This is a genomic window from Streptomyces sp. NPDC045470 (genome assembly GCF_040646595.1).
Lineage (GTDB): Bacteria > Actinomycetota > Actinomycetes > Streptomycetales > Streptomycetaceae > Streptomyces.
Genome location: NZ_JBEZAN010000004.1, coordinates 382,059 through 406,710 on the forward strand (window position 1 = coordinate 382,059; position 24,652 = coordinate 406,710).

The window sequence follows — 24,652 nt, forward strand, 5'->3', positions numbered from 1 at the left end:
ATCAAGTCTTGGCCGGCTGCGGCCGCGACCGTGCGGCCCGTCAAACCCGCGCCTACCATGGGTGGTTGGGTGTCACCGGTACGGCGCTGGCAACCGAGGGCGATCACCGAGGCGGGACAATGGCGCGACAGGACCGAGCTGAGCGGACGCGCCGGACCCTGCTGCGGGCCGCCGCCGACGAGATGGCCGAGAAGGGGTACGCGGGTGCCTCGATGGCCCGCATCAGTACCGCGGCGGACGTCACGATCGGCGGCCTGACGTTCCACTTCCCGTCGAAGGCGGCGCTCGCCGAGGCGGTCAGGGAGGCCGGCTGCGCGTTGACCCGCGGCGCGCTGTCCTCCCTCATGACGGCGAGCAGGAGCCCCAAGGCCGCCGCGCGCGGCGAATTACGCCGGGTCGTCACCTTCACCCGTACCCTCGCGCGGCTGCTCGAAGAGGAACCGACCGTACGGGCCGCCGCCCGCCTGGCCTGGGACTTCCCGGAGGACGGCGACACCTGGTACGCGATGTGGCTGCCCTCGCTCGGCGAACTGGTCGAACGGGCCCGCCCGGACTTCACCGGCTGGACGACCGCGGAGGCGGTCACCGCCACGGCGGTCTCCGTGGTGACCGGCGCGGAGTTCGCGGCCCGCACCGGCGTACCGCGCGGCGCCGCGGCCGGGCTGCCCCCGACGGAGCAGGTGGACCGCGTCTGGGGTCTGGTGCTCGGTGCGCGGCCGCCGCTCCTGGTGGGCGGCGACGAGTACCCGGAGAACCGCCTGAGCGGTGAGGACACGACGGGCGGGGACCGCGGCGGCGACCACCGGGCGGGCGACATCCGGGCGGGCGACCTCCGGGTGTCGGATCACCGGATGCCGGAGCATCGGGGGCCGGAACACCGGGTGTCCGAGCACCGGGTGGGGGAACGCCGGGTGGGGGAGCGCCGGACCGGTGAAGGCCGGATGCGCGCCGCGTCCCGGTGACACCGGCACCTTCGCCCGACGCCGTACGGCACCCGCCCGCGGGGCCCCGCCAAGTGATCGGCAATTCCGTCGCGCCCCACCACGGGCCGTGGCACCATCGCTGCCATGCCAGGACTTCCGGAGTTCATGACGCCCGACCAGCTCGCCGCCCGCACGTCACGCGCGCTGGACGCGGCCGTCACCGCCGGGCGTGAACTGGGCCTGACGGTGACCGACCCGACGGTGCTGCACGACATGTTCTCGGTCGTCGTGCACCTCGCCCCCTCACCCGTGGTGGTCCGGGTGCCGACCGTCCTGCCGCCGTACGCCGACACCGGCGTCCAGGCGGCGCGTCAGCGGCTGGAGCTGGACGTGGTGGCCTGGCTGGCGATGCGGGGCGTCCCGGTGATTCCGCCGAGCCCGCTCGTGCCGCGGGAGCCCGTGCGGCACGACGGCTTCTCGATGACGTTCTGGCAGTTCGTCGAGCATGAGCAGGGCGAGGGCCGGGAGCCCGACTACGTACGCAACTCCGGCCTGACGGCCGACCTGCACGCCGCACTGCGCGCGTACCCGGGCGAGCTGCCGTTCCTGTCGGCCGCCGAGCCGAGGTTCGCCACGGAGGCGCTGGCCGCCCTCGAAGGGCACACCGACCTCATCGATCCGGCCGATCTCGACCGTGCGCGGCGGGAGTGGGCGATCCTGGAGCCGCTGGCCGCTTCGCGCGCGGCATTCGAGGCGGAGTTTCCCGGCGTCGGCGTCCAGCCGATCCACGGGGACGCGCCCGCCGTCAACATCGTCGCCGCCGAGGCCGGTGCGCTGTACGCCGATTTCGAGCTGACCACGCTCGGGCCGGCCGAATGGGACATGGCGGCGCTCGGCCCCGAGTGCGAGGCCGCCTACGACGAGGCCGCGCGCCGCCACGGCCTGCGGCAACTCGACGAACGCGTCCTGCGCTTCGTCAACGCGGTGGGCATGGTCCGGGTGGTGGCGTGCCTCGTGCTCGTACCGCAGTTGCCCACGCTCGCGGAGGCGCTGAAGCCCGCCATCGAGCACTGGCGGACGATGCCGTTCGCCGGTGGTCTGCGGGGCTGAACACCGAGAGCCAGGCCCGGGGCACGGGAGGGCGGCCGATGGGGGACCAGGTGACAGCACGGGACGGCGCCGCGCCCTCGGCTGCGCGGCCGAGCTGGTTCTTCGGGAGCGGCGCCACCGGGGGAGAACGGGTGCTGGCCTGTATGGCGGGCGCGTTCGGCGTCTGCTTCCTGGTCTGGGACGCGGGGGACCTGGGCTGGCCATGGTGGAAGTACGCGGTCGCCGTGGCGCTGGTCTTCGACCTCGCGGGCGGAGTGGTGGCCAACGGCCTCGACGCGGCCAAGCGCTTCCATCACGGCCCGCTGCCGCTCCCGCCCACCCGCCTCAACCGCTTCCTGCACCACGAGGTCGGCTTCGCGGCGGCCCACCTCCAGCCCGTCGTCATCGGCCTGCTGTTCGGCGGGCCGTGGTGGTGGGGGCCGCTCTGGTACGCCTGGGCGCTGGCCGGTGTGGTGCTGGTCAACCGGGCGCGGCGGCACCTCGCCCGGCCGGTCGCGCTGTTCGCCGTGCTGGCCGGTGTCATGGTGGCGCCGGCGCTGCCCGCCCCGGCCGGCTTCGGCTGGCTCCCGGCCGTCCTGCTGCTCAAGCTCGTCCTCGCCCACGCGGTACCGGAAATTCCGTACGGGCACCCGGACGGGGCCCAGCACGGGACCTCATGCGGATCCCCGCACGGGACCTCATGCGGACCCTCACACGGGACCTCGTACGGGCCTGCGCACGGGACCTCGTACGGACCCCCGCACGACATGGGGCGTACGGACCCGCCCCCGCCCTGACCCGCAGGCCGCCCGTAGCCCCGTCACGCCCGCCAACGGCCGCTCCGAGCCCACGCCGAACTTGCTCCGCCGCACCGCCTCGACCCCCCTGCGCGACTTCGTGAAGTCGTTCGCGATCCGCCCAGCGGGGCGAGAAACATAGCGAACATTCTTTATTGTCCTGCTGTCACCCGCACGCCCGTCCCGTCTCCCCGGGGGCCAGTACCTTGTCCGTGCCCGCATCCCCCACCGCCGTTCCGCCGCTCCTCCCCGGGCGGCCGACCAGCACCCAGGAGGCGTGGGTCGAGGACCTGTGCCGACACCTCTTCACCTCCTTCACCAGGGCGGATCACCACCTCAAGGGCGAGCAGTACCTGCGCGGGCTGCTCACCGCCCCCGGCCGCAAGTCCATCCGCAACATCGCCCGGACGCTGGACGACACCGGCGCGGCCCAGCGCCTGCACCACTTCATCTGCAACGCCCCGTGGAACTGGCGCACCGTCCGCGAAGCCCTCGCCGACTACCTCCTCGCCCTCACCCGCCCGCGCTCGTGGGTCGTCCGCCCGATGCTGATCCCCAAGTCCGGCACGAACTCGGTCGGCGTCCACCGGCGCTTCGTCCCCGCCACCGGCCAGCTCGTCAACGGCCAGCTCGCGTACGGGCTCTGGTACGCGGGCCAGGCCCTCAATGTCCCCGTCGACTGGAGCCTGCACCTCCCGCCACCGGCCACCGGCCTCCCCGTCCCCGACGACGACGGCGTGACCCAGATCCTCGAACTGGTGCGGCGGGCCGCGAAGACGGCGCCCGGAGCCGCCGCCCCGGTCGTCTGGGACAGCCAGATGCGCCACGCGGGTGAGGTGATGAGCGCCCTGGCCCCGCTCGGCCTGCCTGTCATGGCCCGCACGCCCGGCTCCCTCCCGCTCCAACTGCTGGACCGCTGCGGGCGGCCGGCGCGCCGCGGCGCCCTTCCGGCGCAGCGCGTCCTGGCCGCGCCGGAACGCCTGGGCCTCCAGGTCCACGACGTGGCCCCCGGGGTGCGGGCCGTACTGGCCCGGGTCGTACCGGTGCGGCCGGGCACGGGCGGCGAGAACGGCGGGAGCGCAGGGAGCGGTGAGGCGGGTGAGCTGATGCTCTACGCGCAGCGGTACGAGGACCCCGAAGGCCGCGACAGCCGCGAGGGACGCGAAAGCCGGCACGGGGCGGGCGCCCGCGCCGACTTCTGGCTGACGACGCCGACCCGCAGGTCACCGGTCGATCTGCACCAGTTCACGAGAACCGCCGCGTACGTGGCGCGGGACAGCGTCCGCATCGGCGGCCGTACAGGGCTGCGGGACTTCGAGGGCCGGTCGTACGACGGCTGGCACCGGCACATGACGCTGGCCTCGGTCGCGTACGCCGTCCAGTCACTCACCGCGCTCGACGCCGTACGGGCGGAACGCGGCCCGCACCAGCGGCTGCACGCGCTCGCACGCCCGTACGCCTACGCTCCCGGGCAGCGGTACTCCGCCTCCCGGGAGCGCGCGGCCGGATCGCCCCTCTCCCTCGCGGGGTGAAGGGCGGGGTCAGCCGCCGATCGTCCAGCTCAGGGTGCCGTCGGCGGTGGCCAGCGTCGCCAGGATGATCAGGTCGACGGCGCCGAGGGTCATGCCCAGTACGGCGCGGAAGCGCCGCGTGGTGTTGCGGGCCAGGGCCAGCGCTCCGAGTACGAGGGCGCAGGGGCCGAGGACGACGTTGGCGACCAGCGTGCCGACGAGGCCGAGGACGAACGCGGCCACGGCCATGCCGTCGGCCTGCCCGCGCGGCGAACGGCGCTTCTCCGGCCCGGCCGGGGACTTGGTGTCCGGCTCGGTGGCGGCACCTGCGCGCCGGGTGTCGCTGTCGTGGTCGGTGATGAGGGTGGTCATCGGGACACTCCCTCGCTCTTGTCGGTGCGGTGGCGGCGCTCGCGGATGAAGAAGACGAGCAGCCAGCAACTGATGGCCACTGCCGCGATGATCGTGACGGGGACCGGGAGGTGTGCCGCGGTACCCACCAGAACTCCCAGCAGGAGGAGGGCTGCGACAAGGAAGAGCATGATCTGCCTTTCCATTCTGGAGGACAGTTGTTCACTCAGGTTCCCACTGTAGGGATGGAGAAACTCGGAGCACAGTTGTTTACTGGATGGCATGAGTCACAGTGAGACCGGCGGTGTCCGGCAGGCCCAGAAGCAGCGCACGCGGCAAGCCCTGCTCGACGCGGCGCTCGGGCTGCTGGCGGAACAGAGCCTGAGCAGCCTGGGGTTGCGCGAGGTGACGCGGGTGGTCGGCGTCGCTCCCACCGCCTTCTACCGGCACTTCCGTGACCTGGGCGAACTGGGAGTCGCCCTGGTTCAGGAGTCGTTGAGCAGCCTGCACGCGACCGTCCGCGCGGTCCTCGCCGAACAGGCGGGCGCGGAGGAGCGGATCGACCACACGGTGGCGGTCGTCGAACGGTACGTACGCGAACAGCCCGCGCACGTCCGCTTCATCGCCCGCGAACGGCACGGCGGTGTACGGGCCGTACGGCAGGCCATAGCCGGTGAACTGGACCGGTTCGCGACGGAGGTCGCGGCGGCACTCAAGTCGCAGCCGGTGTCGGACGGCTGGAGCGACGAGGACGTACGGATGCTGGCGGAGCTGTACGTCGACCGGCTGGTGATGACGGCCTCCGCGTTCCTGGACGTACGGGACGGGGGTGACCAGGACACGGAGCGGTGGCGGGTGGTGGCGCGTACTGCGCGGAGGCAGCTGCGTCTCATCGATGTCGGGCGTCAGTATTGGCGCGATGCCGGTTCCTGATCGCTGTTTGTTCGTCGGTGACCAATTGATGGCGCAGTTAAGTCATTTGGCGTGATTGTCAGTGGGTGGGTCTAGCGTTTGCCGTGGGTCAACTACGCGAGTAGCGGGAGGCGGACGCGATGTCGGGTGAGAATGACAAGCCACCGATGGCGTGGCGGTACTGCGGGAATCAGATCAGGCTGTGGCGCGGACAGGCGGAGTTGAGTCGGGAGGAGTTGGCAAGCGAGGTCGGTTACTCGGTCGAGTACGTGAAGTCGATGGAGCAGGGGCGGCGGAAGCCGACGGTTCATCTGCTCCGCGTAGCTGATCAGTTGTGCGGGTCCCGCGGACTGCTGACGGCGGCTGAGGACTACCTGGCTCCCGAGAAGCCTGCGTCGTACGCGGCGGATTACATGCTGTACGAGCTCGATTCGGTCGCCCTCCACTTTTACCAGGCTTCCCTGGTGCCGGGCCTGCTCCAGACCGAGGCGTACGCGCAGCACTTGCTCAAGGAGTCCTGGCCGCCCGTGAGCGAGGAGACAATCGAGCGGCGGCTCACGTCCCGCTTGAGGCGTCAAGCCCTGCTTGGCGAGGTCATCAGGTCTTTCACCTTCGTCATCAGTGAGCGAGTGCTGCATCTTGCCTATGGCGGGGACGAGGTGCACAAGGCGCAGTTGGTCCGCATGGTGGAGGTTGGCGAGCAGCGCAACGTGGCCATTCAGATCTTGCTCGACCGCGACATGGTCAACGCTGGGTTGAACGGTCCGTTCATCTTGCTGGACACGGAACAGCACGAGCACCTTGTTTATGTGGAGGTGCCCTTGAGCGGCTTGATCTACGCGGAGCCGGAGAAGGTTCGCGTCATGCGCCAGCGGTACGACAAGCTCCTGCAACAAGCGCTCAGCCCGGTGGAATCGTCCAAATTCATCGAGAAGGTGGTGGGAAATTTGTGAGTCACGCCGCGTGGCCCAGATCCAGCTACAGCAGCAACGAGGGCGGTGAATGCGTTGAAATATCCACCACCCTGGACAGGGTCCACGTCCGGGATTCCAAGGACCCGCAGGGTCCTCAGCTCGCCTTCACCGTGGCCGCCTGGGCGGACTTCCTCCTCGGCGTGAGGGGGTAACACGCCAGCCCCAGTAGCGCAGCGGTGAAGTGACCGATGTCGGTGAAGGTGAGGTGGTCGAAGAGGGGGGCGGTGTAGAAGAGGAGGACGCCGGCCGCGTACACGTAGCGCAGGGGGCGCCAGGGGATGCGGTACGTGAGGACGGCCGCGACGCCGGCCAGCGCGTAGCTGACGCCGACGTCCAGGGTGTTCACGGCGGAGCGCGGTGCCGCGTCCGTGTGGATGGCGAGGGCGAGGACTCCCTCGCTCAGATACGTGGCGCCGATGTGGGCGACGCCCATGACCGCGAGCCAGCGGCTGGTGCCGAGCCAGCGTTCGGCGGGGACGTGGAAGATGTTGAAGACGAGGACGTAGAGGGGCCAGCCGCCGCCGTCGAGCCACAGTGCGCTGGTGAGCAGGACCCGGCCGGGTGAGAGCAGCAGGTTGTGGATGTTGGTGGAGCGGCGTTGCAGGACCCGCTCCAGGATGTCGGGGGTCAGCTCGTGCATGATCACCGACGTCCCGAAGAGGATGCCGAGCCAGATGAACGTGCCGGGGGCGCGGCACACGTACGACCGGATCGCGCGGGGTAGAGCGGCCGGGCGGAGCGAAACGGTCATGGCGCATGTATACGGCACGCGGTCTGCCGCGCTCGGTACGCGGCCCGCCGTGCCGCGCTGGATCCGCCCGTGCCGCGCGAGCTCCGCCGTCCCGCGCCGGATCCACCGCGCCGGGTCAGCTCCGCCCCGCGCTGGATCCGCCGCGCCGGGGCAGATCTGCCGGGCCGGGTCAGCTCCGCCGCGCCGCGCCGGGTCAGCTTCGCCGCGCGGCGCCGCGCGGAGCCCGTACGACTGGCGTGGCGCAGGTCACAGCCTTGGCCGAAATAACCGGGGAGCGCATCCCCGTTTAACCCGGTGTCCGACTGAAGCGGGGATCCACTCCCCGCTTCGTACAGCCGCTCACTTCGTACAGCCCAGAGAGGAACGTGCCGACATGACCGCCACCCGGTCCCGCACCCGCGCCACCGGCGCCTGCGCGGTGACCCCGCCGCACCGGCTGCGCGCGGACGCCGTGCGCAACAGGGAGCGGATCATCGGCGCGGCCCGTGAGGCGATGGTCGAGTTCGGGGCGGAGATCCCGCTCGACGAAATCGCTCGACGGGCCGGTGTCGGCAATGCGACGCTCTACCGTCACTTCCCGGATCGGCTGGAGCTGATCCACCACGTCACGCTCTCCGTCATGGACCGCACCGCGGACAAGGCGGAGTGCGCGCTCGCCGAGGAGCCCGATGCTTTCCAAGCGCTGAGGCGCTTCGTCTTCGCCGCGGTCGAGGAGCGGATCGGTGCCCTGTGCCCGCTGCTCTCGGACGGCGTCGACAAGGACCACCCCGACCTGCTCGCAGCGCGTGAGCGCCTGGAGGGGGCCGTCGAGGCCCTGATGGGCGCCGCACGCGACAGCGGCCAACTGCGTACCGACATCGCCGTCGGCGACCTGATGGTCGCGCTCACCCAACTGACTCGGCCGCTGCCCGGAAGCGGCTGTACGGAGTTCGATCGGTTCGTGTACCGGCACCTGGTGCTGTTCCTGGACGGTCTGCGGGCGCCCGCGCGTTCGGAACTGCCCGGTGCGGCGGCCACGCTGGAGGACCTCCGGCACGGCTGACGGCCGACGGCTCAAAACGCGGCACCCTCCCCGGCAGGGGAACTTCCGGCGACCCACGACCGACCTACAGGCCGGTGGGTTCGTCGTCCCTGCCGACCCACCGTACGGAACGCAGGAGCGCCGCGTCGCGACCGTAGTCGCGCCGCCGGCGCACCCGTCGCCGTACACCCAAGCGATCAACATGTGATCAACACGTACTGAACACCCGATCAACACCACACCGACACCGTTCGTCCACGGAACGGCACCGCGGTCACGGGCTTCCACGCCCTGCCCACGTCCCTATGTCTTCGCTCACGCACCACGCACCACTAGGCGGACCCACCCATGTCTGATACGACCACCCACGTCGATCCCCGGCGCTGGAAAGCGCTCATATTCATCGCCCTGGCGCAGCTCATGGTCGTGCTCGACGCGACGATCGTGAACATCGCACTGCCCTCCGCGCAGGCCGACCTCGGCATCTCCGACGCGAACCGGCAGTGGGTCATCACGGCGTACGCGCTCGCGTTCGGCGGTCTGCTGCTGTTCGGCGGGCGGGTCGCCGACCTGTGGGGCCGCAAGCGGACCTTCATCATCGGCCTGGTCGGCTTCGCGCTGGCCTCGGCCCTCGGCGGCGCCGCCTCCAACGAGGGCGTCCTGCTCGGCGCGCGCGCCCTCCAGGGTGTCTTCGGCGCGCTGCTGGCGCCGTCGGCGCTGTCGCTGCTCGCGGTGACGTTCACCGAGGCGCGGGAGCGGGCCAAGGCGTTCGGCATCTTCGGCGCCATCGCCGGTGGTGGCGGTGCCGTGGGTCTGATCCTCGGCGGTGTGCTCACCGAGTACATGAACTGGCGCTGGACCTTCTTCGTCAACATCCCGTTCGCCGTGATCGCGGCCGTCGGCGCACTGCTGGTGATCCGCGAGCCCGCGGGCAGCCGCAACCCGTCCAAGCTGGATGTGCCCGGCGTCATCCTGGCCACGCTCGGCCTGGTCTCCCTGGTGTACGGCTTCACGCGCGCCGAGTCCGACGGGTGGGGCGCCGGAATGACCGTCGGCCTGTTCGTGGCCGCCGCCGTACTGCTCGGCGCGTTCGTGCTCGTCGAGTCGAAGGTCAAGTCCCCGCTGCTGCCGCTGCGCGTGCTCACCGACCGCAACCGGGCCGGCGTCTACGCGTCGCTGGGTCTGGCCGTCATCGGCATGTTCGGTCTGTTCCTGTTCCTGACGTACTACATGCAGATCGTGAAGGGATTCACGCCGGTCACGACCGGTCTGGCCTTCCTGCCGATGATCGTCGGCATGATCACCGGTTCGACGCAGATCGGCGCCCGGCTGATGACCCGCGTCCCGCCGCGGCTGCTGATGGCCCCGGGCTTCCTGCTCGCCGCCGTCGGCATGTTCCTGCTGACCGGGATCGACCTGGACACGTCCTACCCGGCGCTGATCCTGCCCGCCTTCCTGCTGCTCGGCCTGGGCATGGGTACGGCCTTCATGCCCGCCATGTCACTGGCCACGCACGGCGTCCAGCCGCGCGACGCGGGTGTCGCCTCGGCGATGGTCAACACCTCGCAGCAGGTGGGCGGCGCGATCGGCACGGCCCTGCTGAACACCATCGCGGCCAGCGCCACCACCGCGTACGCCACCTCCCACGCGAAGAGCGCGCCCTCGGTGGACCTGCTCAAGCTGGAGTCGATGGTGCACGGCTACACCGCCGCCATCTGGTGGGCGGTCGGCATCCTGGCCGTCGCGGCGGTCATCGCCTTCACCATGGTCACCACCGGCCACCAGGGCGGCAGCGGACCGGTCGCCCGCTCCGGTGACGGCGCGGACACGGCCGAGGGCGCCGACGCTGAGGCGGACGTGCCGATTCCGGTCATGGCGCACTGAGCGTACGTCTGCGCGGGCCGGTGTCCGGCCACGGGGCAACGGCCGGTGACCGGTAGCCGGTGGCCGGTAACCCGTCACCGGCCACCGGCACAGGTCACCGGCCACAGGCTCGTACGGGTGGTTCCGAACCCTCAGAGTGGTCCCGAATCCCCAGGGCGGTTCCGGACCCCCGGAGCGGCCCGAACCCTCCGGCGCCGGCCTGCCCCTCGGCTCCCCGCTTTCTCAGCGGAGCCAGGGCAGGTCGGCGCCTTGCGGTTGCAGGCCGTCCGCCACCGTGCGGCAGATGGCGGCCAACTGGCCGACCTGCTCGGGGCTGAGCCGGTCGAATATCGCCGCCCGCACGGCGGCGACATGGCCGGGGGCGGCCTTCTCCAGGACGCGCAGGCCCTCATCGGTGAGGACGGCGTTCTGGCCGCGCTTGTCGGAGGGGCAGTCCTCGCGCCGGACCCAGCCGCTCTTCTCCAGGCGGGCCACGGCGTGCGAGAGCCGGGAACGGGTGATCTTGGCGTTCTGGGCCAGTTCGGTCATCCGCAACCGGCGCCGGGGGGCCTGGGAGAGCTGGACGAGCAGCCCGTAATAGACGTGCGGCATGCCTGCGTCACGCTGGAGCTGGCGGTCGAGGTGGTCCTCCAGGAGCGTGGTGGCGTGCAGGTACGACTGCCAGGCGTACTGCTCTTCGTCGCTGAGCCAGCGGGGCTCACCTGCGGGTTCGGTGCTCATACCATCCACTGTCTCACCGCTCCGCCATTTCTTGAAGTTTTAACTAAGGGTGACGGGCGAGAAATGCGCAGGTGAGCCGTTGTGCACGGGGCGCCGGTTTCTTCAGGAACGCTCCGGAACGGCCGCAACCCGAGACAATCCGTTCAGGAAACGGCGGAAATCAACCGCTGGGCGCGCACGGCAGCGGCCAGTGCCCGGTCGTCACCGTCCGCGGCCGAGGCCGCCACGTCCAATGCCGTGTCGGTCATCTTGATGACGTGCTCGTCGCCGTGCCGGGCGGAACGCTCGAACACTTCCTCCGGTACGAGCGGCCCGGCACCTTCCAGCGGCGGCAGCGCCTCGCCGGCCCCGTACACCGAAGTGATCGCGGCACTCGCCGCCCAGACCGCGCCGAGCGACACCGCCCACAGCTCACGGGGGAGCGCGGGCAGGGTGCGCAGCACGGCGTTCGGGGCCGTGGCGGTGTGCACCATCAGGACACCGTGCCCGTGCCCGTGGCCGAGATAGCGGTGCACGGTGGCCCGGACGAGCGCGGCCAACTGCTCGCGGGCGGCGTCCGGGTCCTCGTACGGCACCCGCAGCGCGTCCGCCGCGGCCGTCCAGCCCGGCGTACCGGGGAGCTGCGCCAGGCCGTCGAGCGGCAGAACCTGCTGGTCGGCGATGCGCGGGAGGGCGGCCAGCGCCTCGTCGGGGGAGGCGGTGCCGGCCGGGTGCACCGCGACGGGCAGCGTGGTGTGGCGCGCCGCCCAGTAACCGAGCGCGTGCGCCAGCTCCGCGATCCGCGGCGCCTCCTCGCCGTCCTCAAGGAGCGTCCGTACGACATGGCCCACCCGGATGACGGGATGCGTCGCGGCACCGGCGATGCCGGGCAGCAGCCGCGGCCACCACTCGGCGAGCACGTCCCGCCACGGGCGCTCGGCGACCAGCCGGGTGAAGTACGCGGTCCAGTCGGTGACCCGGCGCGGATCGCCCAGCGCCGCCCGCCAGTCGGCGTCCGGGATCGCCTCCCGGGGACTCGGCACCTCCTCCAGCTTCGTCGCGTAATGATCGAGCCAGCGGTGGACGGAACCCGCCTGCCCGTGCCGGACCAGAGCCTCCACCGCCATCGGCCCGTGATTGGCCAGAAACCCCTGGAACTCGGGGCCCGAGGTGTGCAGACGCTCCAGGGCCTCGTCGAGAATGCCGCTGCTCAAGTCCATGCCGCCGAGGCTAGGCCGGGCGCCGGGCCTCCGTAACGGACGCCGGTCCTACGCCCCTGTACGGCGATGGTCGTAAGGCCGGGCGTGCCCGCGCCCGCAGTCGGGCCTGGCCGCGCCCACCTTCCCTTCCCTGTCCGACAGAAGGTGTCGGACAGGGAAGGGAAGGTGGGCGCATGACGAGCGACACGGCAGGTATGGGCAGCGGCGGCCGCATCCGAGGTACGGGCTGGGCGGGATTCCTGGCCGCGCAACCGGAGTTGGCGTGCAGGTGGTAGCGCGCTTCGCGGCGTACCGGCATCACGTCCTCGGGACGCTGCGCGCCGACGGCGCACCGCGTCTCAGCGGCATCGAGGCGGACTTCCGGTTCGGTGAACTGTGGCTGGGCATGATGGCCGACTCCCGCAAGGCGCTGGACCTGCGGCGCGACCCCCGGTTCGCGCTGCACGCCAACCCGGGGCCGGAGACAGACCTGGCGGGCGGCGACGTACGGGTCGCCGGCCGGGCCGTGGAGGTGACCGACCCGGCGGTGCTCGCGCGCTACACGGACGCGACGGAACCGCCGGAGCCGTTCCACCTGTTCCGGTCGGAGCTGACCGAGGTGGTCCGTACGTACGTCGAGGACCCGCACATCGTGCTGGAGGCCTGGCGGCCCGGCGGCCCCCTGCGCGTCATCCGGCGGGGGAACGGCGCCGAGCCGCCCGAGGTGACCGTCGTGCCCGAGCAGGGCATCGGCGCGGTGCCGGCGTGTCCGAGGGAGGTCAGGCCGCCGTGTGGTGTGTCCGGTGCGCTCCCTGGGACCGGTGCGTCCGCTGTGAGCCGCGGGGGCGGTGTTCGCCGTGGGGCTCACGGGTGCGGTGGGTGCGGAAGATGTACAGGGAGACGACGAACATCACCGCGCCCATGATCAGCCCCATCCGCACCGACTCCAGGATGGACGGCCCGGTCGAGTGGGAGATGCTGTACAGGTAGCCCATCGCGGTGCCGAAGAGCGCTCCGTACGACAGTGCCCGCACCTCGGTGATCAGCGTCGCCTGGACGCGTACCAGCGCCAGCCCGAGCGCTCCGCTGACGGCGGCCGCGATCAGGCCCAGCAGCCAGGCGTGGCCCAGCGAGGAGCCGCTGGTGCGGTCGACGAAGGCGGTCCACAGGCCGTAGAGGGCCGCGGCGGCGACGGGCAGGGCCAGGGCGGTGGTGGACATGCCGCGCCGCTTCGAGCCGGGCGCGTTCCCGTGCGGTGCCGGACGGGACTGGGCCTGGACCTGGGACTGGGGCTGTGACTGTGACCGGGACGTGGGCCCGGACCGCGGGTCCGCGGTGGCGCCGTGCCGGTGGACGGGTGTCTCCATGACGGGCTCCTCTCACTCGCCCCCGTCTTCCAGGCCACACCCGGGCCTCGCCACCGTCAACTGGAGGGGCTGGTTCCGGCCCGTCGGCAGGGCCGTCCCGGCCGGCCGACGCCCCGGCCGACGGCCTCGCGGGCGCAGTGGACGCCGACTTCCACCGAGGTGGCATAGGCCGGCTTGATCCGGAAAGGCGTACTGGTCACATGACCCAAGAGACTCCGGTTTGTCCGGCCCCGGGCAACCAGAAGACGGTGCGGGCCGTCTTCAGGGTGGGAGAGCAACCACGAGCGGCGCCGCTCGGGGGTGCGGGGCTCCGTGTCGAAGGTGATGGGCGTCTCACGGACATAGTGGTCGTAGAGGTCCGTGAGGCTGCCGAGGTCGGCCTCGGTTGCCGCCCTGACCTGCGCTTCCCGGTACTCCGGAGACATCCGACCTCCTCGGTGGGGATGCAGGGTACTGCATGATCACGAAAATAGGTGCTCGGCAGGGGAATTCTGTCCGGATTCCAGCCGTTGTTTCCTTCGGAAGGGGTACTCGGGTCACGCACCCGGTGTCCCACCGCCACCATCCCGCGACCGACTCATCGCAAAGGGAGCACACGCATGGCAACCCGTGCCGTCGCCCGACGTCAGGCCACCAGCAGCGGTGCTGACGGGGCCAACAGTGTTCGCGCCGTAGGCGGGGAGATCGCCGACCGCGACCTGGTCGGCATGTACCTCGACGAGATCGCGCGAACGCCCCTGCTCGACGCCGCCAGGGAGGTCGAGCTGTCCCAGACCATCGAGGCGGGCGTCTACGCCCGGCAGATCCTCGACGGGATCGTCGATGACGGCAACGCCGCCGGCGGCACCCGCGAGGAGCTCGAAGCGCTGGCCGAGGAGGCGGAGAAGGCCAAGGACGTCTTCATCCGCTCCAACCTGCGCCTGGTCGTAGCGGTCGCCCGCCGCTACCCGCGCGCCGGTCTGCCCCTGCTCGACCTGATCCAGGAGGGCAACGCGGGCCTGGTCCGCGCGGTCGAGAAGTTCGACTACGCGAAGGGCTTCAAGTTCTCCACGTACGCGACGTGGTGGATCCGCCAGGCCATCACCCGCTCCATCGCGGACCAGTCGCGCACCATCCGGCTCCCCGTCCACCTCGTGGAGGAGCTGGGCCGCATCCGCCGCGTGCAGCGCGAGTTCAACCGTGAGAACGGCCGCGACCCGGAGCCCGCCGAGGTCGCCCAGGAGCTGGGCTCCACGCCCGAGCGCGTCACCGACGTCCTGGACTGGGCCCGCGACCCGGTCAGCCTGAACATGTCCGTCGACGACGAGGGCGACACCCAGTTCGGTGACCTGCTGGAGGACACCTCCGCGGCCTCGCCCGAGCAGTCCGTCCTGACGCTGCTGCGCAGCGAGGAGCTGGAGGACCTGATCGACCGGCTCGACCACCGTACGGCCTCGATCATCAAGGCGCGGTACGGCATCGAGGACGGCCGCGAGCGGACCCTCACCGAGGTCGGCAAGCAGCACGGCCTGACGCGTGAGCGCATCCGGCAGATAGAGAAGCACGCGCTGCTGGAGCTGAAGCGGATGGCGCGCGACACGGGGTTCGACGCGGCGGCGTAGCGGCTGCGGGGCCGCTGCCCGCGGCCCGGTGGCGGACGTGGTGGCCGCGTTCCCTCCCTGGTCAGTGGTGGCCTGACCCGGCGAGAGGCGGCAGCCTGCCTCCGACCCGACCCCTTCCCCATGGACGAGCCCCGGTGCCGAACCCCCCCTCGGCGCCGGGGCTCTTTGCTGCTTGACGCGCGCTTCGCTGCGCGCCGAGTGCTCTGCGTGCGCGTCCCTGCACGTCCCCGCACGACGCTGCGCGTTCGTGACCGGCTGCTGCCGCCGCCCATTCATGTCCGTTTGGGTCTGTCGCGTGCCCGTATGTGTTTACTTCTCGCTCTTTCGGTCGTACCTTTGGCCTGAAACCACACGGTCGGGCACGAGGCAGGCACGAAGTCACATGTACGCAGCGGAGCGGCAGCAGGAGATCCTGCGACTGGCGCGGGAGAGCGGACGGGTCGACGTCCTCTCGCTCGCAGAGGAGTTCCAGGTCACCGCCGAGACCGTACGCCGGGATCTGAAGGCCCTGGACCGGGCCGGCCTGGTCCGCCGGGTGCACGGCGGCGCCATCCCCGCCGGGCGCCTGGACTTCGAGCCCGACCTCGCCGAACGGGACACCGTCGCCGCCGACGAGAAGCAGCGCATCGCGCGGGCGGCCCTCGCGGAGCTGCCCGGCGGGTCCGCGCCCGGCAGCGTGATCCTCGACGCGGGCACGACCGCCGCCCGGATCGCCGCCGAGCTGCCGCTGGAGGCCGAGCTGACCGTCGTCACGCACGCGCTCCCGGTCGCCGCGCGGCTGGCCGACCACCCCGGCCTGACCCTCCACCTCGTCGGCGGCCGCATCCGGCACCGTACGCGGGCCGCGGTCGACGACTGGGCCCTGCGCGCCTACCGCGAGATCAACGCGGACGTGGTCTTCCTGGCGACCAACGGCTTCTCCCTGGAGGGCGGCCTGACCACCCCCGACCTCGCCGAGGCGGCCGTGAAGCGGGCGGCGGTCGCCGCCGCGCGGCGGGTCGTGCTCGTCGCGGACAGCAGCAAGTTCGGGCAGGTGCACTTCGCCCGCTTCGGCGGCCTCGACGACGTGGACCTGCTCGTCACCGACACCGGGCTCAGCCCCGACGACGCCCTCGCCATCGAGCGCGCGGGCACGGAAGTGGTGCGCGCATGATCCTCACCGTCACTCCCAACCCCAGCCTGGACCGGACGTACGAGATCCCGGCGCTGGAGCGCGGCGCCGTGCTGCGCGCCACCGCGGACCGGATCGACCCGGGCGGCAAGGGCGTCAACGTCTCCCGGGCCGTCGCGGCGGCCGGGCACCGCACGCTGGCCGTACTGCCGCTCGGCGGCCCGGCGGGCGCGGCGCTGGGCGGCCTGCTGGCGGCGGAGGGCATCGAGGTCGCGGGCGTACCGGTGGCCGGGCAGACCCGGTCGAACATCTCCGCCGTGGAGCCGGACGGCACCCTGACGAAGATCAACGCGGCGGGCCCCGAGCTGTCGGCGGACGAGTCGCGGGCGTTGCTGGACACCGTACGGACCCACTCGGCCGGAGCGGACTGGATCGCCTGCTGCGGCAGCCTGCCGCGCGGCCTGGCCCCCTCCTGGTACGCGGAACTGGTCGCCCAGGTGCACCGGGCCGGGGCCCGGATCGCCCTGGACACCTCGGGGCCGTCGCTGACCGCGGCGCTGAGCGCGCGGCCGGACGTGGTCAAGCCGAACGCCGAGGAACTGGCCCGGGCGGTGGGCCGGCCGCTGCGCACCGTCGGCGACGCCGTCGAGGCCGCGCGGGATCTGCGCGCCCTGGGCGCGGGCGCGGTGCTCGCCTCCCTCGGCGCCGACGGGCAACTGCTCGTCGACGGGGACGGGGAGCACTTCGCCTCCGCGCCGGTCGCGACCGTACGCAGCAACGTCGGCGCGGGCGACGCGTCGCTGGCCGGGTTCCTGGCGGCGGGCGGCGTCGGCGTACCGGCTCTGGCCTCGGCGGTGGCGTACGGGGCGGCGGCGGTGCAGCTACCGGGCAGCGCCATGCCGGCGCCGGCGGACCTCGATCCTTCGGCGGTTCTGGTGGCCGACACCGTGCCGGTGGGGCTGGAGCTGCGGGAACCGGTGGGGTGAGCGCCCCGGGCCGGCTCACGTGTTGTCGCTTCGCTCGTCCTCAAGGGCCGGACGGGCTGAGTTTGCTGGGACCTGATGCGAGCGAAGGAGCCCGCGATGAGTGAGCTGATCACCGCGGAACTGGTCGATCTCGACCTGTCCGCCGAGAGCAAGGAAGCGGCCGCGCGGTCGCTGGCCGAGCGGATGGCCGGGCGGGGCCGGGTCACCGATCTGGAGGGCTTCCTCGCGGACGTGGCCGCGCGCGAGGCCCAGATGCCGACCGGCCTGGACGGCGGCATCGGCATACCGCACTGCCGCAGCGCGCACGTCACCGAGCCGACGCTCGCCTTCGGGCGCAGCGCCGCCGGAATCGACTTCGGCGCGACGGACGGGCCTGCCGACCTGGTCTTCCTGATCGCGGCCCCGGCGGGCGGCGACGCCGACCACCTGTCGATCCTGTCGACGCTGGCCCGGCACCTGATGGACGAGGAGTTCACGGGGGCGCTGCGGGCGGCGGACGACCCGGCGGCGGCAGCGGCGCTCATCCGCGGGGACGCGCCGGAGGCCGTGCCCGAAGCCGTGCCCGAAGCCGTGCCCGAAGCCGCCCCCGAGGCGGAGCCCGAGCCGGACGCCGTACCCGCGGCAACCGCAGGACCCGGCGCCGGGCCGGCGGACACGGCCGCTCCCGCCGCCTCCTTCAAGATCGTCGCCGTCACCTCCTGCCCCACCGGCATCGCCCACACCTACATGGCCGCCGAAGCGCTGGCCAAGGCGGGCAAGGAGGCCGGGGTCGACCTGGTCGTGGAGACGCAGGGGTCGGCCGGTTTCGAGCGGCTGGACCCGGAGGTCGTCGCCGCGGCGGACGGTGTGATCTTCGCGCACGACGTCGAGGTACGGGACCGGGCGCGGTTCGCCGGGAAGCCGACGGTCGACGTCGGGGTGAAGGCGGGCGTCAACCGGCCCGCCGAACTGATCGCCGAGGTACGGGAGAAGGCCGCGCGCGGCGACGTCTCCACACCGGCGACGCCCGGTTCCGCGCCCATGGACCGCGACGGCGAGGCGGGCGACGGCTTCGCCACCCGGCTGCGCAAGTGGCTGATGACCGGCGTCAGCTACATGGTCCCGTTCGTCGCCGCGGGCGGCCTGCTGATCGCCCTGGGCTTCGCGATCGGCGGGTACGGCATCGACAAGGCGCCGTCCGTCGCCGAGCACTTCGTGTGGAGCGAGTCCGCGAGCTGGGCGGCGCTGCTCTTCCAGATCGGCGGCGTCGCGTTCGGCTTCCTCGTCCCCGTACTGGCGGGCTTCATCGCGTACGGCATGGCCGACCGGCCCGGTCTGGTGCCGGGCTTCGTCGGCGGCGCGATCGCCCTGACCGTCGACGCGGGGTTCCTCGGCGGTCTGATCGCCGGTCTGATCGCGGGCGCGGTGGTGATGGCGGTCCAGCGGGTCGCGGTGCCGCCCGCGCTGCGCGGGATCATGCCGGTCGTCGTCATCCCGCTGATCTCGTCGGCGGTCGTCGGATTCCTGATGTTCCTGGTGGTCGGCAAGCCCGTCGCCGCGCTCCAGAAGGCGCTGACCGATTGGCTGAGCGGGCTGTCCGGTGCCAACGCCGTCATCCTGGGCGTCATCCTCGGACTGATGATGACGTTCGACCTCGGCGGGCCGCTCAACAAGGTGGCGTACGCGTTCGCCGTGGGCGGCCTCGCCCATCCCAACGACGGCAGCCTGAAGGTGATGGCCGCGGCGATGGCGGCCGGCATGGTGCCGCCGCTGGCGATGGCGCTGGCCACGACCGTACGCGGCCGCCTGTTCACCCGTGCCGAGCGGGAGAACGGGAAGGCCGCGTGGGTGCTGGGTGCTTCGTTCATCACCGAGGGCGCGATCCCGTTCGCCGCGGCCGACCCGCTGCGCGTCATCCCGTCCGCGATGGCGGGCGGCGCGGTGACCGGTGCCCTGTCGATGGCGTTCGGCTGCACGCTCCGGGCCCCGCACGGCGGTGTCTTCGTGGTGCCGCTGATCGGGCAGCCGCTGCTCTACCTGGTGGCCGTGCTGGCCGGTACGGCGGTCACCACCGCCCTGGTCGTCCTCCTGAAGGGCCTGCGCAAGCCGGACGCGCCGCAGGCCGCCACGGAGCGGGCCCAGGCTCCGGCCGAAAGCACACCGGTGGCGGCCTGACGAACCGATCGCGGTACGACGGTGGCCGGTCCCCGGGGGGACCGGCCACCGTCATGTCGTCAGGGCCGCGCAGGCCGTGCCGTACGTACGGGAATCAGCCCGCGTCGGCCGTGCCGTACGTCCGCGGCATCAGGCCGCGCTGCCCGCCTGCCACTCGCTCCACGCCATGTTCCAGCCGTTGAGGCCGTTGTCGGGCTTCACGGTCTTGTCGGGGGAGTTCTTGACGACCACGACGTCACCGATCAGCGAGTTCTCGAAGAACCACTTGCCCGGGGTGTCACCACCGCCGCCCCGGTTGTCCTGGAGGCCGACGCAGCCGTGGCTGGTGCCGGCCTTGCCGAAGATCGACGGGCTGCCCCAGTAGTTGCCGTGGATGAACGTGCCGGAGCTGGACAGCCGCATCGCGTGCGGGACGTCCTTGATGTCGTACTCACCGCCGAAGCCGACCGTCGAGCCGTCCATGCGGGTCTGCGTGAACTTCTCCGAGATGACCATCTGGCCGTTGTACGTCGGGTTCTTCGCGCTGCCGCCGGAGATCGGGATCGACTTGACGGTCTTGCCGTCCCGGACCACCGTCATGGTCTGGGTGTTCATGTCGACGGTCGAGACCTGGGAGCGGCCGATGGTGAAGGACACCGTCTTGGACTGCACCCCGGTGATGCCCTGGCCGCCCTTGACCCCGTCCAGCTCGATCTTCAGCGTGACCTTGGACCCGGCCTTCCAGTACTGCTCCGGGCGGAAGTCCAGGCGCTGGGCGCCGAACCAGTGACCGACCACCTTCTGGCCGCTGCTGGAGGTCACCGTGATGTGCGACTGGACGTCCTTCTTGTTGCTGATCGCCTTGTCGAAGGTGAAGGACACCGGCATGCCCACGCCGACGGTCTTGCCGCCGTCGGGCGTGTAGGAGCCGATGAAGCTGTTCTTCGACGAGACGGTGGTGAAGGTGGCGTTCTCGGTGGCCGCCCGGCCCTTGCCGTCCTTGGCGTTGGCCACCAGCTTGTACTTCGTCCCGCGCTCCAACTGCGCCGACGGCTTCCAGGACGAACCGTCGGCGGATATCGCGCCCTTGACCTCCGCGCCGTTGTCCGCCTGCACCAGCTTCACGTCGGTCAGCTTGCCGCCGCTGACCTTCACACCGGTGTCGTTGATGCTGGCGTTGGTGGCGCCGTCCTTCGAGGTGACCGAGATCTTCGCCTCGGAGGCGTCCTTGGCGGCCGCGGCGTCCGCGCCCGCCTGCCCCTTGCCGTCGTTGCCGCCCGCCGAGGCGTCACCGCCGCACGCGGACAGGGCCAGGGCACCTGCGGTCAGGAGGGAGGCCGCCGCGAGACCGCGACGCAGCCGGCGCTTGGTGCGGGACGGTGCGGGCGGCGCGGTGTTGTCCGGCATTGTCACGGGCTGCTCCATGCAAGGGTGTTGTCAGTCAGTGCTGGTAAACAGCAACTACGGGAGGGTTTGGTTGCACTCCCCGAACTCTTGTGATGAACGTCACAGGAGGGGTGGCAGGGGCGTGTCGTCCGGGCCGGACAGCCAGGCGCGGAGGGGGTCGCCGTGCTCGTCCAGGGCGGGTGGGGCGTGCGGGGCGACGACCGGCGTGGCGGACAGCCGCAGCGGACTGCGCACCTGCGGGGCCCGGCCGGCACCGACCGGCACGACCGGGTCCAGGCCGAGCCGTTCGGCCAGGGCCAGTGCCGCGCCGACGGAGTTGACCGGCCCGCACGACACGGACGCGGCGGTCAGCCGCTCGGTCCAGGCCGCGGGCGTCTCCGCCGCCAGCCGCTTCTCCAGCTCCCCGACCAGTTCGGCGCGGTGCCGCACCCGGTCCTGGTTGTGCGCGAACCGCTCGTCGTCGGCGAGGCCGGGCGCGCCGAGCGCCTGCGCCAGCGCCCGGAACTGCCGGTCGTTGCCGACCGCGACGGCCAGCGGCTCGCCGTCCCGGCAGGCCAGCGTCTCGTACGGGGCGATGCTCGGGTGCCGGTTGCCCATCGGGCCCGGGTCCCGGCCGGTGGCCAACTGCCCGGACGCCTGGTTGACCAGCGAACCGAGCAGCGACGACAGCAGGTTGACCTCGACGTGCTGGCCCTGACCCGTACGGTCGCGGTGGCGCAGTGCGGCCAGGACGGCGGTGGCGGCGTCCTTCGCGGTCAGGACGTCGACGAGCGCGACGCCCGCCTTCAGGGGCGGGCCGCCCGGTTCGCCGGTGATGCTCATCAGGCCGCCGACGGCCTGCACGACGAAGTCGTAGCCCGGCAGACGGGCGCCCGCGCCGGAACCGAACCCGGTGATCGAGCAGTGCACCAGGCCAGGATGGGCGGCGAGGGTGGCCGACGGGTCCAGCCCGTAGCGGGCGAGGGCGCCGGGCCGGAAGTTCTCGATCAGTACGTCGGCCCGGCGGGCCAGTTCCCGGGCGGCCGCCGCGTCGCCGGGGTCGGCGAGGTCCAGGGCGAGGCCGCGTTTGGAGCGGTTGGCGGCGTCGAAGTACGCGGCCGTGCCGTCGGAGGAGAAGGGCGGTCCCCAGGAGCGGGTGTCGTCGCCGGAGCCGGGCCGCTCCACCTTGACCACGTCGGCTCCCAGATCGGCCAGGGTGGCGGCGGCCAGCGGACCGGCCAGGACGCGGCTGAAGTCGGCCACGAGGACGCCTTCCAGGGCCTTGGGGGTGGTGCGGGGTGCGGTCGGCTGCGGCACGTGCGTACTCCTCGCGTCGGGAGGGCGGCGGAGGCCACATGCTCGTGGACGATCTTGGGTGAGGGGAAGGGGGCGTGGGCGTGCGGCGCGGGTGCGGGGCGGGCGTACGGGGGGCGGGCGTCGGCGGTGAGCGGCGGTGTGGGGGAGACGTGGGGAGGCCGGGCGGGAGGCGCGGAGGTGTACGAGCGGTGTGGGAGTTACGTCACGTGTGGGGTGTAAGTCCGTTGAATCCCCTGACGGAAGTACCTGACATGGTGTCTACTACTGAAGTCCGCCCGCCGGGGCCAGCACGGGCCCGGAACCGCACCGTCGCGCATCCGACCTGGAGGACCGCATGCTCCCCTCCGTACCGCTCCTCCAGCAGATCGGCCTGGCCATTCTGCTCACCGTCACCGTGGGGTGGGCCGTGAGCCAGGCCCGGCTCGTGCGCCGGCACCGTTACGGGGCCCCGGCCGGGAACGGCACCAGACCGCTGCTGCGCGCGGTCCCGCGGCAGACCGGCCCGGCCGGACCGCCGTCCGAGCGCGTGGAGCTGAGCGCCGCCGAGCGCGAGGCGTTCGCCGGACTCGTACGGCAACTGGACGAGAACGAGAGGCACTGAGCGGCACCGGGCCGCGCCGCACCGGGCCGGACCGGACCTCGGCGCCGCGATGCCCCGGCTTCAGCGCACCGGACCCAGCTTCAGCAGCGCCAGCGAGGTCAGCATCTGCACCGCCACCGCCACCGCCGCCTTGACGGTGGACAGATGGTGCTGGCCCCGGATGAGCAGGATGGCCAGCAGATAGCCGAAGCCCCAGGTCGTCCAGGCCACGGCCTGCACGAGCGTCGAGCCGTGCGGCAGCCAGGTGGCCAGCACCAGCCGCGGCAGGTCGGTGACCCAGAACAGCACGACGAACAGGCTGACCGTCGGCTCGAACCTGCCGTTCCCGCCGATCGTGCGCGCTATGGCATGGGTGACCATGCCCAGCGCGAGACTGGCGAGCAGGACGCCCGCCTCCGCGACGGCCGCCAGCTCCAGGGCCTGGCGCTGGTCCATCGCCCACTGCTTGCGGAAGGCGTCCACCGACACGATGCCGAGGGCGCCGCTGATCAGGCACAGCAGGACGGCCGCACTCCAGGCGCTGCGGTCGCGCGCCTCGTCCATCACCTCGACGGGCCGGTACCAGAGCCCGAGGAACAAGCGGTGCCACCACAGCCGCCGGCGCCGCTTCGGCGGCTGCGGCGGGCCCGGTTTCTTCTTGGGCGATGGCTGGACGAGCGTGGGGGGAGGCGGCGGCACGGACATAAGGCCCGTTCTACCACCGGTGTCAGGAAGGCGACTGCGACGGGTAGAGGTCACGGTACGACGGGAAGCAGCCGCCCGGAGTGTCCACCGTCTCCGCCGCCAGTACGCCCTTGACCACGGCGCGGGCCAGCACGTCGGCCCCCGCGGCCAGGATCTCGTTGAGGGCGGCGGTCTCGGCGTGCGCCGCGAACACCGGGTCGGCGGCGGCCGCTTCCGACATCGGCGGCCGGTCACCGGTGGCGAGCGCGAAGACCGTGTCGCCGTCGGTGAGCAGGTGCGCCGGGCGTACGGCGCGGGCCAGCCCGTCGTGTGCGGTGCCCGCCAGTTTCTGGGCCTGGGCGCGGGTCAGGACCGCGTCGGTCGCGACGACGGCGAGGGTGGTGTTCAGGGGCGGGCGCGCGGAGACGGCCGAACGTCGCTCGGAAGCGGTACGGGCCTCGGCGAGACGGCGCCGCGCGCCGGCGTGCGCGCCGGGGGAGGGCAGGCCGGGGGCGGGCGAGCCCGGAGCCGTCCGGCCGGCGCCTTCGTCGGGCACCGCTCGCGCCAACTCCTCGCACACGTCCCCGTACTGCCCGTACAGCACACCGGTACGCGGGTCGACCACCGACCCCGCCGCGTTGACGGCCGCCAGCGCGGCGACCGTGACGCCCGACGGCAGGACCACGCTCGCGGTGCCGATGCCGCCCTTGACGCCGCCGGTCACCGCGCCCGTACCGGCACCGGTGTTGCCCTCTCGGACGGGCGCGTTCAGTGCCGTGGTGGCGGCGTCCTCGATGGCGGCGCGGCCCAGCGCGGCGTCCGGGCGGGCGTACCAGTCGCCACCGCGCCCCAGGTCGAACAGGGCCGCGGCCGGTACGACGGGGACGACCTGCGCCGGGTCCGGGCCGACGCGGTAGCCGCGGCCCTGCTCCGCCAGCCAGGCCACCGCCCCGGAGGCGGAGTCCAGGCCGAAGGCGCTGCCGCCGGTCAGGACGACCGCCTCGATGCGCTGGACGAGGTTGCGCGGGTCCAGGGCGTCCGTCTCGCGGGTGCCGGGGCCGCCGCCGCGCACGTCCACGGCGGCGATGACGCCGCCTTCGGGCGCCAGGACGACGGTGGTGCCCGTCAGGCGCCCGTCGCCGAGGAGCTGCGCGTGGCCGACCCGCAGGCCGGTGACGTCGGTCAACGCGTCACGGGGGCCGGGACGTTGCGGGGCCTCCTCAGGAGCGGAGAGGGAGGCGCGGGGTGCGGCTTCGTCGTGCGACTGCTGAGGGTCGTCGGCCATGGCACATGCGTACCACGAGTGAAGGCGGGGCGATACGGGGAGCGGCGGGGCTCTTGTCGGGGCCCCGCCGGGTGATGCCGGGTACCTGGAC

Annotated in this window: 24 protein-coding genes and 2 pseudogenes; 15 read left to right on the top strand and 11 right to left on the bottom strand. The window is 72.3% G+C overall.

Translation table 11 applies throughout. The features are described from left to right. The first annotated feature begins 119 nt into the window (after nucleotides 1–119). From AB0A97_RS16040 to AB0A97_RS16055, 4 genes are all read left to right on the top strand, one after another. Entirely contained in the window at nucleotides 120–962 is an 843-nt protein-coding gene (locus AB0A97_RS16040) for a helix-turn-helix domain-containing protein (protein WP_361149558.1), read from the top strand. A gap of 105 nt (nucleotides 963–1,067) precedes the next feature. Further along, a complete protein-coding gene (locus AB0A97_RS16045) occupies nucleotides 1,068–2,033 on the top strand; it encodes an aminoglycoside phosphotransferase family protein (protein ID WP_361149561.1) in 966 nt (321 codons plus the stop codon). 38 nt (nucleotides 2,034–2,071) lie between these two features. Then, on the top strand, nucleotides 2,072–2,809 hold the full coding sequence (locus AB0A97_RS16050) for a hypothetical protein (protein WP_361149563.1): 738 nt from the start codon (nucleotides 2,072–2,074) through the stop codon (nucleotides 2,807–2,809). 212 nt (nucleotides 2,810–3,021) lie between these two features. Beyond that, on the top strand, nucleotides 3,022–4,341 hold the full coding sequence (locus AB0A97_RS16055) for a transposase (RefSeq protein WP_361149566.1): 1,320 nt from the start codon (nucleotides 3,022–3,024) through the stop codon (nucleotides 4,339–4,341). A gap of 9 nt (nucleotides 4,342–4,350) precedes the next feature. Here AB0A97_RS16055 and AB0A97_RS16060 read toward each other — a convergent pair whose 3' ends face one another. Together AB0A97_RS16060 and AB0A97_RS16065 are read right to left on the bottom strand one after the other, a co-directional pair. Continuing rightward, complete coding sequence (locus AB0A97_RS16060) at nucleotides 4,351–4,692, bottom strand: hypothetical protein (protein ID WP_361149569.1); 342 nt, start codon at nucleotides 4,690–4,692, stop codon at nucleotides 4,351–4,353. After that, nucleotides 4,689–4,862: a hypothetical protein gene (locus AB0A97_RS16065; protein WP_361149571.1), complete on the bottom strand. Its 174-nt coding sequence runs from the start codon at nucleotides 4,860–4,862 to the stop codon at nucleotides 4,689–4,691. Before AB0A97_RS16065 ends, AB0A97_RS16060 begins: the two co-directional genes overlap by 4 nt. 91 nt (nucleotides 4,863–4,953) lie before the next feature. Between AB0A97_RS16065 and AB0A97_RS16070 the strand changes: the two genes are divergently transcribed. From AB0A97_RS16070 to AB0A97_RS16080, 3 genes are all read left to right on the top strand, one after another. Further along, a complete protein-coding gene (locus AB0A97_RS16070; RefSeq protein WP_361149574.1) occupies nucleotides 4,954–5,604 on the top strand; it encodes a TetR family transcriptional regulator in 651 nt (216 codons plus the stop codon). Nucleotides 5,605–5,723: 119 nt separating this feature from the next. Next, nucleotides 5,724–6,536, top strand: a complete 813-nt coding sequence (locus tag AB0A97_RS16075; protein ID WP_361149577.1) for a helix-turn-helix transcriptional regulator — start codon at nucleotides 5,724–5,726, stop codon at nucleotides 6,534–6,536. Next, nucleotides 6,533–6,709 carry a DUF397 domain-containing protein gene (locus AB0A97_RS16080; protein ID WP_361149579.1) on the top strand — a complete coding sequence of 59 codons (177 nt, stop codon included), beginning with the start codon at nucleotides 6,533–6,535 and terminating at the stop codon, nucleotides 6,707–6,709. Before AB0A97_RS16075 ends, AB0A97_RS16080 begins: the two co-directional genes overlap by 4 nt. Here AB0A97_RS16080 and AB0A97_RS16085 read toward each other — a convergent pair. Next, the gene (locus tag AB0A97_RS16085; RefSeq protein WP_361149582.1) at nucleotides 6,652–7,308 is read right to left on the bottom strand and encodes a rhomboid-like protein; all 657 of its coding nucleotides are present in this window, start codon (nucleotides 7,306–7,308) and stop codon (nucleotides 6,652–6,654) included. The genes AB0A97_RS16080 and AB0A97_RS16085 overlap by 58 nt on opposite strands. A gap of 373 nt (nucleotides 7,309–7,681) precedes the next feature. Between AB0A97_RS16085 and AB0A97_RS16090 the strand changes: the two genes are divergently transcribed. Together AB0A97_RS16090 and AB0A97_RS16095 are read left to right on the top strand one after the other, a co-directional pair. Then, a complete protein-coding gene (locus AB0A97_RS16090) occupies nucleotides 7,682–8,350 on the top strand; it encodes a TetR/AcrR family transcriptional regulator (protein WP_361149585.1) in 669 nt (222 codons plus the stop codon). Between the two features lie 327 nt (nucleotides 8,351–8,677). Next, a complete protein-coding gene (locus AB0A97_RS16095) occupies nucleotides 8,678–10,213 on the top strand; it encodes an MFS transporter (protein WP_361149588.1) in 1,536 nt (511 codons plus the stop codon). Nucleotides 10,214–10,435: 222 nt separating this feature from the next. Here the strand turns inward: AB0A97_RS16095 and AB0A97_RS16100 are convergent, their stop codons facing one another. Together AB0A97_RS16100 and AB0A97_RS16105 are read right to left on the bottom strand one after the other, a co-directional pair. Next, nucleotides 10,436–10,933 carry a MarR family transcriptional regulator gene (locus AB0A97_RS16100; protein ID WP_030024258.1) on the bottom strand — a complete coding sequence of 166 codons (498 nt, stop codon included), beginning with the start codon at nucleotides 10,931–10,933 and terminating at the stop codon, nucleotides 10,436–10,438. 143 nt (nucleotides 10,934–11,076) lie between these two features. Next, complete coding sequence (locus AB0A97_RS16105) at nucleotides 11,077–12,132, bottom strand: questin oxidase family protein (protein ID WP_361149592.1); 1,056 nt, start codon at nucleotides 12,130–12,132, stop codon at nucleotides 11,077–11,079. 194 nt (nucleotides 12,133–12,326) lie between these two features. Between AB0A97_RS16105 and AB0A97_RS16110 the strand changes: the two are divergent. Beyond that, nucleotides 12,327–12,817, top strand: a pseudogene (locus tag AB0A97_RS16110) (pyridoxamine 5'-phosphate oxidase family protein); the annotation flags it as partial. 73 nt (nucleotides 12,818–12,890) lie between these two features. Here AB0A97_RS16110 and AB0A97_RS16115 read toward each other — a convergent pair. Both AB0A97_RS16115 and AB0A97_RS16120 read right to left on the bottom strand, forming a co-directional pair. Beyond that, the gene (locus AB0A97_RS16115) at nucleotides 12,891–13,478 is read right to left on the bottom strand and encodes a hypothetical protein (protein WP_361149594.1); all 588 of its coding nucleotides are present in this window, start codon (nucleotides 13,476–13,478) and stop codon (nucleotides 12,891–12,893) included. A 104-nt stretch (nucleotides 13,479–13,582) separates the two neighbouring features. Further along, a pseudogene (locus AB0A97_RS16120) lies at nucleotides 13,583–13,903 on the bottom strand (GNAT family N-acetyltransferase); the annotation flags it as partial. A gap of 174 nt (nucleotides 13,904–14,077) precedes the next feature. Here AB0A97_RS16120 and AB0A97_RS16125 point away from each other — a divergent pair. The 4 genes from AB0A97_RS16125 (at nucleotide 14,078) to AB0A97_RS16140 (ending at nucleotide 19,330) form a co-directional block, all read left to right on the top strand. Then, on the top strand, nucleotides 14,078–15,079 hold the full coding sequence (locus AB0A97_RS16125) for a sigma-70 family RNA polymerase sigma factor (RefSeq protein WP_361149597.1): 1,002 nt from the start codon (nucleotides 14,078–14,080) through the stop codon (nucleotides 15,077–15,079). Nucleotides 15,080–15,461: 382 nt separating this feature from the next. Continuing rightward, nucleotides 15,462–16,232, top strand: a complete 771-nt coding sequence (locus AB0A97_RS16130; protein WP_031008731.1) for a DeoR/GlpR family DNA-binding transcription regulator — start codon at nucleotides 15,462–15,464, stop codon at nucleotides 16,230–16,232. Next, nucleotides 16,229–17,176 (top strand): 1-phosphofructokinase, encoded by a 948-nt coding sequence (gene pfkB / locus AB0A97_RS16135; protein WP_361149599.1) that lies wholly within the window; start codon nucleotides 16,229–16,231, stop codon nucleotides 17,174–17,176. The genes AB0A97_RS16130 and pfkB overlap by 4 nt, the downstream gene beginning before the upstream one ends. 96 nt (nucleotides 17,177–17,272) lie before the next feature. Next, the gene (locus AB0A97_RS16140) at nucleotides 17,273–19,330 is read left to right on the top strand and encodes a fructose-specific PTS transporter subunit EIIC (protein ID WP_361149602.1); all 2,058 of its coding nucleotides are present in this window, start codon (nucleotides 17,273–17,275) and stop codon (nucleotides 19,328–19,330) included. A gap of 129 nt (nucleotides 19,331–19,459) precedes the next feature. Here the strand turns inward: AB0A97_RS16140 and AB0A97_RS16145 are convergent, their stop codons facing one another. Both AB0A97_RS16145 and AB0A97_RS16150 read right to left on the bottom strand, forming a co-directional pair. Continuing rightward, nucleotides 19,460–20,716: an Ig-like domain-containing protein gene (locus tag AB0A97_RS16145; protein ID WP_361150179.1), complete on the bottom strand. Its 1,257-nt coding sequence runs from the start codon at nucleotides 20,714–20,716 to the stop codon at nucleotides 19,460–19,462. Between the two features lie 99 nt (nucleotides 20,717–20,815). After that, on the bottom strand, nucleotides 20,816–22,012 hold the full coding sequence (locus AB0A97_RS16150) for a CoA transferase (protein WP_361149604.1): 1,197 nt from the start codon (nucleotides 22,010–22,012) through the stop codon (nucleotides 20,816–20,818). Between the two features lie 334 nt (nucleotides 22,013–22,346). Between AB0A97_RS16150 and AB0A97_RS16155 the strand changes: the two genes are divergently transcribed. Beyond that, nucleotides 22,347–22,613: a hypothetical protein gene (locus AB0A97_RS16155; RefSeq protein ID WP_361149606.1), complete on the top strand. Its 267-nt coding sequence runs from the start codon at nucleotides 22,347–22,349 to the stop codon at nucleotides 22,611–22,613. Nucleotides 22,614–22,673: 60 nt separating this feature from the next. On the opposite strand, the gene AB0A97_RS16160 is transcribed toward AB0A97_RS16155, so the two are convergent. Beyond that, nucleotides 22,674–23,297 carry a YIP1 family protein gene (locus tag AB0A97_RS16160; protein ID WP_361149608.1) on the bottom strand — a complete coding sequence of 208 codons (624 nt, stop codon included), beginning with the start codon at nucleotides 23,295–23,297 and terminating at the stop codon, nucleotides 22,674–22,676. 22 nt (nucleotides 23,298–23,319) lie between these two features. Next, nucleotides 23,320–24,561, bottom strand: a complete 1,242-nt coding sequence (locus tag AB0A97_RS16165; RefSeq protein WP_361149611.1) for a P1 family peptidase — start codon at nucleotides 24,559–24,561, stop codon at nucleotides 23,320–23,322. Nucleotides 24,562–24,652 lie beyond the last annotated feature (91 nt).